Here is a 13,341-nt window from a genome sequence, read left to right as displayed (position 1 = left end):
CAATAACAGGTCATAATAGGCAGGTATTCATTATCTGCCTATTTTTTATGCAATCTTTCTGGCTGATTTTCCAGCTCTTGACCTGTTTAGGGCTTGGTTTTATTCTTGCACGTCGCCTACCCACTTGGCTTGAAAAAATCGCCTTTAAACTCCTGCCGTACTTTACTTATATTTTGTTATTTGCGATTGCGATCGAATTTTCTGAAACATTACACACTATTCCAGCACCTCTGCAAATCCTCTCTTCATCAGTACTTATTGCACTATTGACCTCAATGGGTGCTTTTATTTGCTGCTATATTTTGTTTAAGCTTTTAGGCTATAAACCCAGTCATGGCAAAGTGTCCATGCAGTTAGTGACAAGCTCACTCATCAATATTAGCTATGCTTTTATTGCATTAGGTTTAGGTTATGCTTTTGCCGAAATTGCAGCACATTTTAGTCTTCAGCCACATATTAGTACTTGGGATCTACTTTTAGTCTTCATGTTTCTGATTGGGCTTGATCTCGCCTACTCACCGCTCGATCGCTCTTGGTTAAATTGGAAAATTCTACTTGTTCCACTCGGTTGTATCGTCGGTTCACTTTTGGGCGCTTTTGCTGCTGCCTATCTATTGCCACAAATCAGCTTGAAAGATTTGATTATGCTGTCACAAGGCTATGGTTTCTATTCGATGACAGGTATCGTCGTAACTGAATTAAAAAATGCGCATCTAGGTAGTATTGCGTTGATGAATGATTTATTCAGAGAAATCTTTGCGATTGTGTTTATGTATATTATTGGCTGGCGTTACCCACGCTCTGCAATTTCATCTGCGGGCGCAACAGCTATGGATGTCACCCTACCTATGGTCAAACAAGCCTGTGGGAATGATTTTATTCCACATGCCATGGTCAGCGGCTTTATCCTTTCTGTACTTGCACCTATATTGGTGAGTATATTGGCGGTGCTTTAACGATTTTAATCTCCCTAAATCCCTCTTTAAAAAAGAGGGACTTTCTCCTCCCTTTTTCAAAGGGAGGTCGGGTGGGATTCTTACAAAGTCGCCAAAATATCTTTTAAAGTCTGACGCATATTGTCCGATTTGGTAATCGGACGACCAATCACCAAATGTGTAGAACCATCAAGCATGGCTTGTTTAGGTGTCACAATTCGTTTTTGATCATCAGCAGCAGAACCTGCTGGACGGATACCCGGTGTCACTAAAGCAAAGTCAGCACCCAAAGTTTCACGCAGCATTTTTGCTTCTTGTGCCGAACACACTACACCATCTAAACCACTTTCTTTCGTTAAAGTCGCAAGACGTTTCACATGTTCAAAGGGTTCAACATCTAAACCTAAATCCGCAAGATCTTCACGGCCCATCGAGGTTAATACCGTTACTGCAATCAGCTGAGTGTTATAGTTACCCGTCTTTAAACGCTCAACACAGGTTTCCATCATTTTACGACCACCTGAAGCATGAACATTCACCATCCACACACCCATATCCGCAGCTGCACAAACTGCTTGCGCTGTAGTGTTTGGAATATCGTGGAATTTTAGATCTAGAAATACTTCAAAACCTTTATCATGCAATGCCTTAACGACACTTGGACCCTCATGGGTAAATAACTCTTTACCAACCTTAACTCGACATAATGCAGGATCTAACTGCTCTGCAATTGTAAGTGCGTCATATTGGCTTTTAGCATCTAGTGCAACGATGATACTCAAGAGACTTACCCTTCATTTTGACAAAATTAGTGCATTATAGATGGATTCAACTTGATCAGAAAGTCATAAAACTCATGTCATTTGAAATGATTAATTTGAATTGAGCTATCTCATTATTTTATTTGAGATAAGCGTTTTATTTTTTCAGCCCATAAAAAAACACCCCGATGATCCACCGGAGTGTTAAATATAAAATTTAAATCTACTCATAAAAGTAGTTAATTTACTTCTAAAACCCAATTATAACGGGTTAGAAGGACGCTCATTCGCATCAATATCTAAAACTGTCTTTTCATGACGCGTATGTGCAGCCGCTTCAGCAGCAGCCAGTTGAGCAGTTTGAATTTGCTCTTTACGTAGGCGGTCAATATCTTTACGTAGACGTTTAATTTCCCAGTTATTTTGAAATACTCGAAATACTTGCACTGCCAATAAAAGACCTAACACCAAACCTAATGACAAGGTTAATAGCAATAAAAGCCCTAAACGCATTGCAGGCACTTGTGTAAACAACAAATCGACCGAAAGTTCAGTTCCGTTTTGTAGAACCAAAGCCAATGAGTATCCAAATAGGACCAGTAGAATTACGACCAATACGTAACGCATAAACACCCCTAACAATGTTTTGAATTAGTTTGCAGATTCGTTTACCGCATCACGTAAAGCTTTACCAGGTTTAAAGTGCGGTACAGCTTTTGCTGCCACTTCAACTGATTTACCTGTTTTTGGGTTACGACCCACACGTGGTTCACGGTGATGTAATGCAAAACTACCAAAACCACGGATTTCTATTCGGTTGTCTGTAGACAAAGCTTCGATCATTTGATCGATCATTATCTTAACGGCCTCTTCCACTAAGGGTTCAGCTAAGTGTGGGTTTTTAAGAGAAATACGCTCTATTAAGTCAGACTTATTAAGTGCTTCAGTAGTCATCTGCGACCTCTTTAATTATCAAGCTACCTAGGATCAGTTTCCTGATAATAACCTGTTTAAATACAAAACGGTAGCGTAATAATCACTTACTACGCTACCGTTACAGTAATTGTGTAAAATATATTAATTAATTTACATTAACAATACAATTCAAACACTTACTTAGTGGTTCATTTGAGCTTTGATCAAATCACCAATAGTCTTAGGACCATTGTCTGAAGTTGCTGTAGCTGTCTTGTTCAAGTTAGCTACTGCTTCTTTTTCTTCAGCTTCGTCTTTCGCTTTGATAGACAAGTTGATAGAACGTGATTTGCGGTCTACGTTGATGATTTTAGCTTCAACTTCTTGACCAACTTCAAGGAACTTAGTTGCATCTTCAACGCGGTCGCGGTTGATTTCAGATGCTTTAAGAGTCGCTTCAACTTCGTCAGCTAACTTAACAGTAGCGCCTTTAGCGTCAACTGCAGTTACAGTACCTTTAACAAGCGCACCGCGTTCGTTAGCAGCTAAGAAATCGTTGAACGGATCGCTGTTCATTTGTTTGATGCCAAGGCTGATACGGTTGCCTTCAGCGTCTACTGAAAGGATAACCGCTTCAACTGTGTCACCTTTCTTGTAACGACGGATAGCTTCTTCGCCTTGTTCGTTCCAAGAAATGTCAGACAAGTGAACTAGACCATCGATACCGCCTGGTAAACCGATGAAGATACCGAAGTCAGTGATTGACTTGATCGTACCTGAAACTTTTTCACCTTTGTCGTGTTCTTTAGCAAACTCTTCCCATGGGTTAGCACGAGTTTGTTTGATACCAAGAGAAATACGACGACGCTCTTCATCAACTTCAAGAACCATAACGTCAACTTCGTCACCGATCTGAACAACTTTAGATGGGTGGATGTTTTTGTTAGTGTGGTCCATTTCTGAAACGTGTACTAAGCCTTCAACGCCTTCAGCGATTTCAGCGAAGCAACCGTAGTCAGTTAAGTTAGTTACACGAGCTTTAACGATAGAACCTTTAGGGTAACGGTTCATGATCGCTAACCATGGATCTTCGCCTAATTGTTTAAGGCCTAAAGATACGCGGTTACGTTCGCGGTCGAATTTAAGTACTTTAACAGTAACTTCTTGACCAACTTCAACAACTTCTGAAGGGTGCTTGATACGTTTCCAAGCCATGTCAGTGATGTGAAGAAGACCATCAATACCGCCAAGGTCAACGAACGCGCCGTAGTCAGTAAGATTTTTAATAGTACCAGTAACTGTTTGACCTTCTTCAAGCTGAGCAAGAAGAGCTTCACGGTCAGCTGAAGATTCAGCTTCCATAACAGCACGACGAGATACAACAACGTTGTTACGTTTAGCATCAAGTTTGATTACTTTAAATTCTAACTCTTTACCTTCTAAGTGAGTAGTATCACGAATAGGACGAGTATCAACTAAAGAACCTGGAAGGAACGCACGAACTGGACCGATGTCAACAGTGAAACCGCCTTTAACCTTACCAGAGATAACACCAGTAACGATTTCGCCGTCTTCAAAGATTTTTTCAAGTTTAGTCCAAGTTTCAGCACGTTTAGCTTTTTCACGTGATAAAACTGTTTGACCCATACCGTTGTCAAGAGCTTCAACAACTACGTCAACAGTGTCGCCAACTTGAACTTCAAGTTCACGTTGTTCATTTAAGAATTCAGCGCGGTCAACAATACCTTCTGATTTAAGGCCAGTGTCAACTGTTACCCAGTCAGAGTCGATATTTACTACAACGCCTTGGATGACAGCACCCTTTTCAACGTTGAGGTTTAATTCGCTTTCTTCAAAGAGGGCTGCAAAAGATTCGGTCATGATATACCTAGTAAAGTCAGCGGTCTTGGATCAGACAAGGCCGGTTTAATTAAGCGTCTACATAGTCCGTATAAGACTGATCAAGCTATGCTTCTGCTGAAAATTCTTTAGTTTGCTAATTGCTGATCGATGTAATTCGTCATCAGCGTGAATACTTCATCAATACTCAAAGTTGAACTATCAATGAAATAAGCATCTGGCGCAGGCTTGAGTGGAGCGACTGTGCGTTCCATATCTCGCTTATCACGCGCTTCGATATTAGCTAAAATGTCGTTTATTTTAACATCCACGCCCATAGCCTGCAACTGATTTACACGGCGCTCTGCACGGGACTGAGCAGAAGCCGTTAAATAAATCTTGGCTTGAGCATTGGGAAAAATCGTAGTTGCCATGTCACGGCCATCTGCAACCAAACCAGGTGCTTGGGCAAAGGCATGCTGACGTTCTAAAAGCGCAGTTCTAAGTGCAGGAATTGCAGCAACTTTTGAGGCAAACTCTCCGACTCTCTCAGTACGGATAACTTTTGAGACATCTTCACCATCTAAAAGCACCGAAACACCTGCTTCATTTGTCACAAATTGTATGTCTAAATTTGTTGCAATTTTTACGCATTCATCGAGCTTTGAGTCTAATGCATCAATTAAGTCTTGCTTATGCAATGACAATCCCAACAGACGATATAACGCACCTGAGTCGAGTAAGTGGAACTGATAATGTGCCGCAATTTTTGCTGCCAATGTTCCTTTACCTGAGCCACTTGGGCCATCAATTGTAATGATTTGAACTGTCATTGCTCTTCCATTTTTGTTTATACGGTTTTTGCAAGTTTTGAAAAACCAATTTTAATCGCTGACTTCAGTTGCGCAAGGATTAATTGACTAACGAATGGCGCACGCGCCTGTAATTCAATCGTATAAGTGACTAAAGTACGCGCAGCATCGATCGCTTCGAATTGAATCACACCCAAATGATGTTTCACCAATGGGTTTTTAATAATCTTATATTCAATGCGTTGGTTTGGCTCAAGTAAGGTAATTTGCTCTTGTAACGGCTTCACTGGCCCAAAGCCCATTCGGCGCACTGAACCCACACCATCAGGACGCTCAGGATCTGCTGAATCTTTGACACGCACCACTTGAATCGGTGCAAAAGCCACGTTATAGGTCGAATGTTTTGAAAGTAAGTCAAAAACCTGCTCGACTGGTGCATTAAATTCTTTTTTTACTTGGATCGATTTCATGGCGTACCCTATTTTATTTGACAATATTAATTGTCAGTAGAGTTTACTTGATTTTTTAAATGAAGTTCAGTCAAAGTGGCTTTTTCCTGTAACTTCATCAGTCGTTTTTGTTCACGACGCATTTTAAAAAAATCACTTAATTGTTGGGAGCATTGCGCTTGCAGGCAACCATGCTCAAACTCAAAGATATGGTTATAGTAGCCTGAATTTAACAATTGACGCGAACTCACTAAAGAACCTGCTTTAGGCTCAGTCGTCGCAAATACCACGCGTTTAATTCTTGAATGGACCAAAGCACCCACACACATTGTGCAAGGCTCCAAGGTCACATATAAAGTTGCATCATCAGGTAAACGGTAATTATCGATATTTAAACAAGCTTGACGCAAAGCTTGTACTTCCGCATGCGCGGTGGGATCTTTCAAAGAAATAGGCGCATTAAACCCTGCACCTATGACTTGATTTTGACTCACAATCACTGCACCTACAGGAATTTCTTGCAATTCGGCAGCTTGCGCAGCTTGCTCGAAAGCAAGCTGCATCCAATGCTCATCACTATGTTGGTTTTGTTCAGACATCAATTAACTAAATTACACCATACTGTCTTAACAGTGCATTCCAACTGTCAATATTGGTTACAGGAGGATCGTCAGCCAAAATCCCTTTAAGGGAAAGGTCTGTACCTTTTTTCCACTCTGGGGAGAGATCTTTATCAACAAGACGTGCACGCACACCTTCCACAAAGTCCGCATGACGAATTTTCCACTCTGAAATTTGAGTTTCTAGTTCAAACACTTCATTCCAAGAATGCACTTTTTTCCCCCACTGCCACAATAACCATGTTAATGCTGCGGTTGCAGGTGAACCTTTTTGCAGATTTTCACTGGCTTGGCGTAGCCAATCACTGCGTGCATCGCTTAAACCAATAATTGATTCATAGTCATGTTCAAAATTGTGCCCACGGCACACACTCTGAATCACATCTAATGAATTTTGTAATGGGCCCGGCCCCACAGGACGATGCATACTATTTAAAGTGTCATCAATGGCACGGAAATCGCCCGCTGGATAATGATCCCAATCAATATTGATGACAGTTTCAAGTACGTTATCACGCTGTGCATCGCAAATGTGGGTTGCCCAGCCGATACCATAAGCACCTGCTGCGGTCATAATCGAGCCTGTTAATCCCGTAAACAAACCAATAGCACCACGGTCAGCTAGGAAACGCGTCGCACCTACATCTGGATACAAACCGATATTAATTTCAGGCATTGCTAAACGCGAATAAGGTGTCACCAAACGGAAAGGTGCGGCCATAAATAGACCTAAACCACCACCCATGACATAACCTTCGCCCCAAACCAAAATCGGCTTTGCATAGTTATGCAGCAGCAAATCTAGGGCATATTCTTGTTCAAAGAATTTATTCGCCGTTTCAACTTCATCATTGACCACCAATTGTCGCAATTTGCGTACATCGCCACCTGCACAAAATGCTTTCGGCGTAGTGGAATCCAACCAAATCGCTTTAACAGCATCATCATGTTGAAAGTCCTGAAAGACTTCAAGCAATGCTGTACAGATAGATTCATCTAATGCATGAAGCGATTTTGGGCGATTCAGGCGAACAATGCGCCAGCCCTTTTTCGCTTCTTCCACAATCAGATCTGGGTGATAATTTTTTGAAACGGGAGAATAAGTCATGCGTCCAGCTGCCAGTCTATTGGCTCAATGCCATTTTGTTTAAGATAATTATTACTTTTTGAGAACACCTTACAACCAAAAAAACCACCGCGGTTTGCAGCCAAAGGAGATGGATGCGCGGCTTTTAGCACCAAGTGCTTATTTGGGTCAATGCGTTGTCCCTTACGCTGTGCATATGCCCCCCATAAAATAAAGACAATATGCTCACGTTGCTCATTTAAAACATCAATCACATGGTCTGTAAAATCCTCCCAGCCACGTTTTTGATGTGAAGTTGGTTGCCCAGCCTCAACAGTCAGTACCGCATTTAAAAGCAAAACACCTTGTTCTGCCCAGCGTGTTAAGTCCCCATGTTTTGACACAGGCACCCCAAGGTCGGTATTTAACTCATGGAAAATATTACGTAAAGAAGGTGGTAATGCAACCCCCTTTTGTACCGAAAAACTCAAGCCATGTGCCTGATTTGGCCCATGATACGGATCTTGACCTAAAATCACCACCTTTACATTTGCCATAGGCGTCGTGTTTAGGGCATTAAAAATCAGCGGATTCGGTGGATAAATCACTTTATCCTGTTTCATTTGTTGTAGCAGAAAGTCTTTTAACTCATCCATGCGGGGGCTAAGCAAAAACTCACTTAGGCCATATTTCCAGCTAGCATCAAGCTGCACTTTAGCGAGTTTTGCTTGTTGCTCTTCTGTTAAAGACATCACTGTTAACCAATCCTAATAAAACCAAATATTTACTTAAATTTTAACTTGTAAATCAACTGCAGGGTTTAAAAATTTTTGACCCTGTTTTAATTTTTCATACATCTGGGTATCGTTCCATTCCGACTGAACCTGTTCGGAGAAGACGATTTGATCTAACTGCAACAGCCCCATTTGTGCATTATCGATATCTTCTAAGAAGCTTTGCGCATAACCAGTGTCTGTCTCATGTACGATCACAGAATACACTTCAACATCACCCTCACCATTTTGAGTTTCTGTTGATTTTAGAACTTGTTGTGCCAAGTAAAAGAAAATTCGTGAAAACTGTTCTGCTGAAGGCGATACGGGTAGTTCAACCCAACGTGCGCTAAACTGTTTGCAGGCACGAATGTACTCGGCATCATCATGTTGCCAAAAACAAATCGCGTGATCAAAACTGTCAAATAAGTCTTTAATTACCCCTTTGAGCAAACCGAAATCGTAAACCATTTGTCCATGGTCAAGTTTCGATGCTTTGAGTAATAGTTCGACTTTATAACTGTGTCCATGAATGGAACGTTTGCAACGGTCTGACGTGCAATTACGCACGATATGCGCGTTTTCAAACTTAAATAACTTACGAATTAACATATGTCGTAATGCAATCAAATAATCTATGGGTTCTCAGAGATTATAATGCAAAAGTCTAACAAGAGGCATTAATTTTGCTGTTCAGCACAATTGGTAAAAGGCATCATGAAAATTTAGCGATATTTAAGACCTAAAATGGTGCCATACTGCGAAAAGCTACATATACATCTTTATCTTTTCGCACTAACTCACTGGTAAATTGACGCTTTCTTTCATTTAAAATAATTTCAATTTGCGCTTTAAAATAGTTCGACTGCACACCCAATTGTGAATTTAAAACTTCCCGATTTTCTGTACTCACCTGTGCAAATGGCTCCATTGCCCATAAGTCATTGATATTTTCGAAATGTTCAAATTTGGCTGCTTTTTGTTGCAAAGCTTGTTCAACTGCATTGACATCTAAACGATTATCCAAGGTCGCCAACAAAAATGCAGAAGCGGTATTAATGTTGACCGTTGTTTCATGCGAGGGCAAGCTACTCACATAGGGCGCAATCAATTTATATTGAGCACCCTCAAAACCACGGACTGATTTCAGTTCTTCCACACTATGAAATTTTGCATTTGGCGGTAGTGCCGCATTATTTAAACCACGATAGTACGCCAGCTCTGCTCCCATCGGGCCAGAGGTCTCATCATCTTCATCTTGCCAATCAATCACGGCTTGACTTAATTCTGCGGGTAAACCAACACGCTGCAATATTTTTTCAAACCATAGCTTTGCTTTGTCATTTACCACACCCTCTTCTGAAACCAAGCTATTAAGGTTAAATTTTCCAGATTCGTCTTGGAGCACACCTGCAACAGTTCCACCTTCCACTGGAAAGGCTGGCATAGGCTGAGCCCAATTTTCTTGGAGGTGATCCACCTGCCCTGCATTTTCGGCATCATTTACCAAAAGCTCAGCAAAAAATGCTTCGGCACTTTTCGCATATAACAACGATTGATTTTGGCGCATCACATAAGCGGTATTTTCAGAAGTATTGGCTTGTTGTTTTGCGATGCCTGCTGCAACTATGGTTGCCAAAGCTACCATCATCAGGATAGTTAACAAAGCGATGCCACGTTGCTGTTTCATAAGCAACTCCGAACTTCAAATGCCTCTACTACCTGACCGTTAACCATTCTTATTTTTATCCAATAAAAAATCAGTATTTAACAAACTGAATAACCATTCGTAGTTTGTCCCATCAACTGTGAGCTGCATCCTGATACCCCGCGGTAACAGTTGTATGGTTTTTTCATTATTCAAATCAGCGGCAGCATCTGGCCAATTCTCTAACTCATTTGGATTGAGTACCGTGATTTTAAATTGCTCTACATTATCTAGTAACACACTCGAATCTGGCTGATCATGCCCCGTTTGGTTTAGATTTTTAAACTTTAGCCGATACAATTTTTTTTCATCAGCTTTGTATTGATATTCTACTCGCTCATCAGATGCAATGCCCTGATTTAATGGATCAGTGACACCAGTCTTACTGAAATTAAATCGGCCATTTTGCAACACCAACGCTGGTTGAATATCTCCATTAATATTGGCAGTTAAAGGCACAGCTTGTACCGTGTCTCTGAGTATTTGCTGATGGGCATCTTGCAACTGACTCAGCCTTGCCTCATGGGTTGCGTTTCGTTCCTTCACTTTCGAGACATAATCAAAAACCTTCCAGCCCAAAGCAGACAGCACTGCGAAAATAGCAATCGCAACCAAAAGCTCAACTAAGGTAAATCCTGCTTGATTCTTCATTCCTTGCTGCACAAGCACAGGCATATCTTGAGATGTACTATTTTTTCTAGTTATTATTTTCATCCAACGGAGCCTTATAGTTAAAGAACACCAAACTGCTAATCCCTGCTTCAAGATCGCCTGTTTCAGCATTCATCAAACTCACTTGGATATCAATCCGTTGTACATTTGGACTAATGGTGGCTTGGGCTTTTTTGTCAATTTGCCATTGTTCGCCTTGTTCAGTGACTTGTTTTGATGCAGTACCCGTCATCCATTCACGATTGATTTCCATCTTAGCGATTTCATTCAGCGCAACGAATTGTGCTTTATTTCTTAAAATTGCGTGTGCTGTCGACTGTGTATATTGCATCGCAACATTAGACAAAGCCATTGCCGCAGTCGCAAAAATCGCCAATGCCACCATGACTTCAAGTAGCGTAAATCCTTTAGCCCGCATTGACTTTCCCTAAATGATCGATTTCGATTTCATTACCAATGGCACGTTCTTCAAAATAAAACTGTATACGCACAGGCTTTACCTCACCATTACCTAACCAAATCAACTTGGGTGCATTGGTATTTAACAAATCATCATTATTGGCATTTTCATACTGCTGGTCTAAAGGCTGAATCGTAAAAGAGACATTTTCAGGTAATACTCGGGTTTCAAAGTTTTTATAGTTTTGCCATTTATTGTTCTGATTTAAAATACTATTTTCTACACGTTTTTGTTCTGGTAAATATTCTTGTACCGCATAGCTTTGGGTATTGACATCCGTTCCAGCTTTTTGCTGTAGGGCCAATATCAATGCTTGATCATTTGCATCGCGTAAAATTCGTTTCAGATCCATTACAAACACTTCACGTGCCTGCATGGCTTTGCGTTGATCTGTCCCACCGATATTTAAAAGCACCAATGAGGCCATAATGCCCATAATCACAATCACCACCATCAATTCTACGAGGGTGAATCCACGAACCGATGATGGTGATGCACTTTTCATAAGCAGCCTTTAAGCGAATTGAGCAACCGCATGCACTTGTTTTGGTAAGGCCAAGGCTTGATCAATATAAGCAACCCGCAAGGTGTCTCTTGAACCCAAATAACGCTGATAAAAACTAGAGTTCAAAATTGCTGCAGCACCATGTGTAAGTGACCAAATCGAAGCAAGATAATCACGTACTGGCATGCTACTTTGAATCGACTCCAAATAACGCTCAGTCATACGAATGATCAATCGTAGGCGTTGTTTGCGCACTTGATATAGTTCACTAAACAAGTGCTGAATACCCACACCCGTTGTCGATAAACGCTCTTCAATTTGGTGAAACAACACTGTACGTTCTGGGTGATGTAAATGATGCAACATAAAGAAAGCAAGGTGTTCAGGAAAAGCTTTATCGGTGTCTTTAATCATTTCCAATAACATGCGTTCATTACGAATAATGAGTAACATATATAGTTCATCTTTACTTTGGAAGTGTTTATATAACGTCCCTTTTGCCAAGTCGAGTTCTGCCGCTAGCGCATCTAGTGTCATCCCTGCTTCGCCATTTTCCAATAGCAGCTGCTCTGCCACTTGAAAAATTAATGCTTCTCTTGCTCTAAACTGAGCTTGACGATCCATCTTCACCCTATACTCTCTTACTCTTATATCAATTCAAATTATTTACTTAAGATTGAGGAGATTTTCAAAGTTTTGCATTGTAATGAAAGCCATCTCTTCAATTGACTTATCATATACATCACTTAAGGCTTTGGCTACATAGGGAACGTATTTTGGTTCATTAGACTTTCCTCTATAAGGCATCGGTGCAAGATATGGGCTATCTGTTTCAATCAGCACGCGATCCAATGGCACTTGCTTGGCCACATCACGCAAATCTTGCGCATTTTTAAAAGAAACAATGCCTGAAAATGACACGTAATAACCACAATCTAAGACAGCTTTTGCCGTTTCCCAATCTTCAGTAAAACAATGCAAAATACCGTGAGTGGATTTCTCTGCACGGATAATATCCACCGTATCATGCTTTGCAGAACGGGTATGAACAACCACTGGTTTTTTTACAGCTTGTGATGCGTGAATATGGCGGGCAAAGCATTCTTTTTGCTCTGCAATAAAGTCTGTACTATGAAAATAGTCCAGCCCTGTTTCACCAATCGCCCAAACCTTTTCAGGTTGTGCTAATTCAATGAGATATTCTTCTGTTGCCCGAGCCATCGTTGCAGGATCTTCACATGGGTGAACCCCAACGGAATAACCCACATCAGCATGACGTGATGCAATTTTTGAAAGTTCGATATGGTCATCTAGATCAACCGAGATACTCATAAATTTTGAGACCCCGGCTTGACGAGCCTGATCCAATGCAAGATCTAAATTACCCTCATAAGGGCTTAAGTCAAGCATGGTTAAATGGCAATGGGTATCTACAAACACAATATGTACCTACAAGTCTTCACTGTTGTAACTACATAGTGTAACTTCTACGCCCCTCAGATTTAAGCCCTGCAAGTAAACGTTCTGCTTCTGTTTTGAAATAAACGCCTTTTTCGCCGCTTAATTGAATTCCAAAGCCTTGTGGTTTAATGCCATTTTGCTTTTGCGAAATCCAAATGACTTTTCCTGTCAAAGGAATTTTTATACTTTGTTCAGGCAAAGTCGCCAATAAGAAAACCTCATCACCCATTTTCACAGCTTGCTTTGATGGTACAAATAAACCGCCACCAACGACATAAGGCATGTAGCTCGCAAAAAGTGTTTCCACATCTGGAATATTAGCGTGAACGATCCCGCCCATACGTGGTTGCATGATGTTTCCCCTT

At 40.9% G+C, this 13,341-nt stretch carries 18 protein-coding genes; 1 reads left to right on the top strand and 17 read right to left on the bottom strand.

Going from position 1 to position 13,341, the window contains the following annotated elements:
* The first annotated feature begins 47 nt into the window (after nucleotides 1-47).
* Complete coding sequence (locus FTV04_RS03020; protein WP_180088569.1) at nucleotides 48-956, top strand: lysine exporter LysO family protein; 909 nt, start codon at nucleotides 48-50, stop codon at nucleotides 954-956.
* An 80-nt stretch (nucleotides 957-1,036) separates the two neighbouring features.
* On the opposite strand, the gene pyrF is transcribed toward FTV04_RS03020, so the two are convergent.
* From pyrF to FTV04_RS02935, 17 genes are all read right to left on the bottom strand, one after another.
* Nucleotides 1,037-1,717, bottom strand: coding sequence for an orotidine-5'-phosphate decarboxylase (pyrF, locus tag FTV04_RS03015; protein ID WP_180007332.1), 681 nt, complete (start codon nucleotides 1,715-1,717; stop codon nucleotides 1,037-1,039).
* A gap of 240 nt (nucleotides 1,718-1,957) precedes the next feature.
* On the bottom strand, nucleotides 1,958-2,323 hold the full coding sequence (locus tag FTV04_RS03010; protein ID WP_078188931.1) for a lipopolysaccharide assembly protein LapA domain-containing protein: 366 nt from the start codon (nucleotides 2,321-2,323) through the stop codon (nucleotides 1,958-1,960).
* A 24-nt stretch (nucleotides 2,324-2,347) separates the two neighbouring features.
* On the bottom strand, nucleotides 2,348-2,650 hold the full coding sequence (locus FTV04_RS03005) for an integration host factor subunit beta (protein WP_067767464.1): 303 nt from the start codon (nucleotides 2,648-2,650) through the stop codon (nucleotides 2,348-2,350).
* A gap of 162 nt (nucleotides 2,651-2,812) precedes the next feature.
* On the bottom strand, nucleotides 2,813-4,492 hold the full coding sequence (gene rpsA / locus FTV04_RS03000; protein WP_078188933.1) for a 30S ribosomal protein S1: 1,680 nt from the start codon (nucleotides 4,490-4,492) through the stop codon (nucleotides 2,813-2,815).
* 107 nt (nucleotides 4,493-4,599) lie between these two features.
* Nucleotides 4,600-5,283: a (d)CMP kinase gene (cmk, locus tag FTV04_RS02995; protein WP_168378902.1), complete on the bottom strand. Its 684-nt coding sequence runs from the start codon at nucleotides 5,281-5,283 to the stop codon at nucleotides 4,600-4,602.
* A gap of 17 nt (nucleotides 5,284-5,300) precedes the next feature.
* Nucleotides 5,301-5,732 (bottom strand): SRPBCC family protein, encoded by a 432-nt coding sequence (locus FTV04_RS02990; RefSeq protein WP_078188937.1) that lies wholly within the window; start codon nucleotides 5,730-5,732, stop codon nucleotides 5,301-5,303.
* Between the two features lie 26 nt (nucleotides 5,733-5,758).
* Complete coding sequence (tadA, locus tag FTV04_RS02985; protein WP_180088567.1) at nucleotides 5,759-6,310, bottom strand: tRNA adenosine(34) deaminase TadA; 552 nt, start codon at nucleotides 6,308-6,310, stop codon at nucleotides 5,759-5,761.
* 7 nt (nucleotides 6,311-6,317) lie between these two features.
* A complete protein-coding gene (locus tag FTV04_RS02980; protein WP_180026944.1) occupies nucleotides 6,318-7,439 on the bottom strand; it encodes an enoyl-CoA hydratase/isomerase family protein in 1,122 nt (373 codons plus the stop codon).
* Entirely contained in the window at nucleotides 7,436-8,149 is a 714-nt protein-coding gene (gene ung, locus FTV04_RS02975; RefSeq protein WP_180088633.1) for a uracil-DNA glycosylase, read from the bottom strand. Before ung ends, FTV04_RS02980 begins: the two co-directional genes overlap by 4 nt.
* Before the next feature lie 36 nt (nucleotides 8,150-8,185).
* Entirely contained in the window at nucleotides 8,186-8,782 is a 597-nt protein-coding gene (locus FTV04_RS02970) for a 6-carboxytetrahydropterin synthase (RefSeq protein ID WP_180088565.1), read from the bottom strand.
* A 130-nt stretch (nucleotides 8,783-8,912) separates the two neighbouring features.
* Entirely contained in the window at nucleotides 8,913-9,860 is a 948-nt protein-coding gene (gspK, locus tag FTV04_RS02965) for a type II secretion system minor pseudopilin GspK (protein ID WP_180088563.1), read from the bottom strand.
* A 39-nt stretch (nucleotides 9,861-9,899) separates the two neighbouring features.
* Nucleotides 9,900-10,529, bottom strand: a complete 630-nt coding sequence (gene gspJ, locus FTV04_RS02960) for a type II secretion system minor pseudopilin GspJ (protein WP_180088631.1) — start codon at nucleotides 10,527-10,529, stop codon at nucleotides 9,900-9,902.
* Between the two features lie 46 nt (nucleotides 10,530-10,575).
* Nucleotides 10,576-10,968 carry a type II secretion system minor pseudopilin GspI gene (gene gspI / locus FTV04_RS02955; protein ID WP_180088561.1) on the bottom strand — a complete coding sequence of 131 codons (393 nt, stop codon included), beginning with the start codon at nucleotides 10,966-10,968 and terminating at the stop codon, nucleotides 10,576-10,578.
* On the bottom strand, nucleotides 10,958-11,515 hold the full coding sequence (locus tag FTV04_RS02950; RefSeq protein WP_180088559.1) for a type II secretion system protein: 558 nt from the start codon (nucleotides 11,513-11,515) through the stop codon (nucleotides 10,958-10,960). Before FTV04_RS02950 ends, gspI begins: the two co-directional genes overlap by 11 nt.
* A 9-nt stretch (nucleotides 11,516-11,524) precedes the next feature.
* Nucleotides 11,525-12,139, bottom strand: a complete 615-nt coding sequence (locus FTV04_RS02945; RefSeq protein WP_168378896.1) for a TetR/AcrR family transcriptional regulator — start codon at nucleotides 12,137-12,139, stop codon at nucleotides 11,525-11,527.
* A gap of 42 nt (nucleotides 12,140-12,181) precedes the next feature.
* Nucleotides 12,182-12,955, bottom strand: a complete 774-nt coding sequence (locus tag FTV04_RS02940; RefSeq protein ID WP_168378895.1) for a TatD family hydrolase — start codon at nucleotides 12,953-12,955, stop codon at nucleotides 12,182-12,184.
* A gap of 31 nt (nucleotides 12,956-12,986) precedes the next feature.
* On the bottom strand, nucleotides 12,987-13,328 hold the full coding sequence (locus FTV04_RS02935) for a PilZ domain-containing protein (protein ID WP_111885061.1): 342 nt from the start codon (nucleotides 13,326-13,328) through the stop codon (nucleotides 12,987-12,989).
* Nucleotides 13,329-13,341: the final 13 nt, after the last annotated feature.

This window comes from Acinetobacter sp. YH12219 (assembly GCF_013417875.1).
GTDB lineage: Bacteria > Pseudomonadota > Gammaproteobacteria > Pseudomonadales > Moraxellaceae > Acinetobacter > Acinetobacter amyesii.
The sequence above is the reverse complement of the archived record's forward strand: the minus strand, read 5'-3'. Positions and strand labels throughout refer to the sequence as shown.

Excerpts from the sequence above, each read along its gene's own strand:
- FTV04_RS03020 (WP_180088569.1), top strand. The coding sequence starts at position 48 with ATGCAATCTTTCTGGCTGATTTTCCAGCTCTTGACCTGTTTAGGGCTT.
- FTV04_RS03010 (WP_078188931.1), bottom strand. The coding sequence starts at position 2,323 with ATGCGTTACGTATTGGTCGTAATTCTACTGGTCCTATTTGGATACTCA.
- FTV04_RS03005 (WP_067767464.1), bottom strand. The coding sequence starts at position 2,650 with ATGACTACTGAAGCACTTAATAAGTCTGACTTAATAGAGCGTATTTCT.
- rpsA (WP_078188933.1), bottom strand. The coding sequence starts at position 4,492 with ATGACCGAATCTTTTGCAGCCCTCTTTGAAGAAAGCGAATTAAACCTC.
- cmk (WP_168378902.1), bottom strand. The coding sequence starts at position 5,283 with ATGACAGTTCAAATCATTACAATTGATGGCCCAAGTGGCTCAGGTAAA.
- FTV04_RS02990 (WP_078188937.1), bottom strand. The coding sequence starts at position 5,732 with ATGAAATCGATCCAAGTAAAAAAAGAATTTAATGCACCAGTCGAGCAG.
- tadA (WP_180088567.1), bottom strand. The coding sequence starts at position 6,310 with ATGTCTGAACAAAACCAACATAGTGATGAGCATTGGATGCAGCTTGCT.
- FTV04_RS02980 (WP_180026944.1), bottom strand. The coding sequence starts at position 7,439 with ATGACTTATTCTCCCGTTTCAAAAAATTATCACCCAGATCTGATTGTG.
- ung (WP_180088633.1), bottom strand. The coding sequence starts at position 8,149 with ATGTCTTTAACAGAAGAGCAACAAGCAAAACTCGCTAAAGTGCAGCTT.
- FTV04_RS02970 (WP_180088565.1), bottom strand. The coding sequence starts at position 8,782 with ATGTTAATTCGTAAGTTATTTAAGTTTGAAAACGCGCATATCGTGCGT.
- gspK (WP_180088563.1), bottom strand. The coding sequence starts at position 9,860 with ATGAAACAGCAACGTGGCATCGCTTTGTTAACTATCCTGATGATGGTA.
- gspJ (WP_180088631.1), bottom strand. The coding sequence starts at position 10,529 with ATGAAGAATCAAGCAGGATTTACCTTAGTTGAGCTTTTGGTTGCGATT.
- gspI (WP_180088561.1), bottom strand. The coding sequence starts at position 10,968 with ATGCGGGCTAAAGGATTTACGCTACTTGAAGTCATGGTGGCATTGGCG.
- FTV04_RS02950 (WP_180088559.1), bottom strand. The coding sequence starts at position 11,515 with ATGAAAAGTGCATCACCATCATCGGTTCGTGGATTCACCCTCGTAGAA.
- FTV04_RS02945 (WP_168378896.1), bottom strand. The coding sequence starts at position 12,139 with ATGGATCGTCAAGCTCAGTTTAGAGCAAGAGAAGCATTAATTTTTCAA.
- FTV04_RS02935 (WP_111885061.1), bottom strand. The coding sequence starts at position 13,328 with ATGCAACCACGTATGGGCGGGATCGTTCACGCTAATATTCCAGATGTG.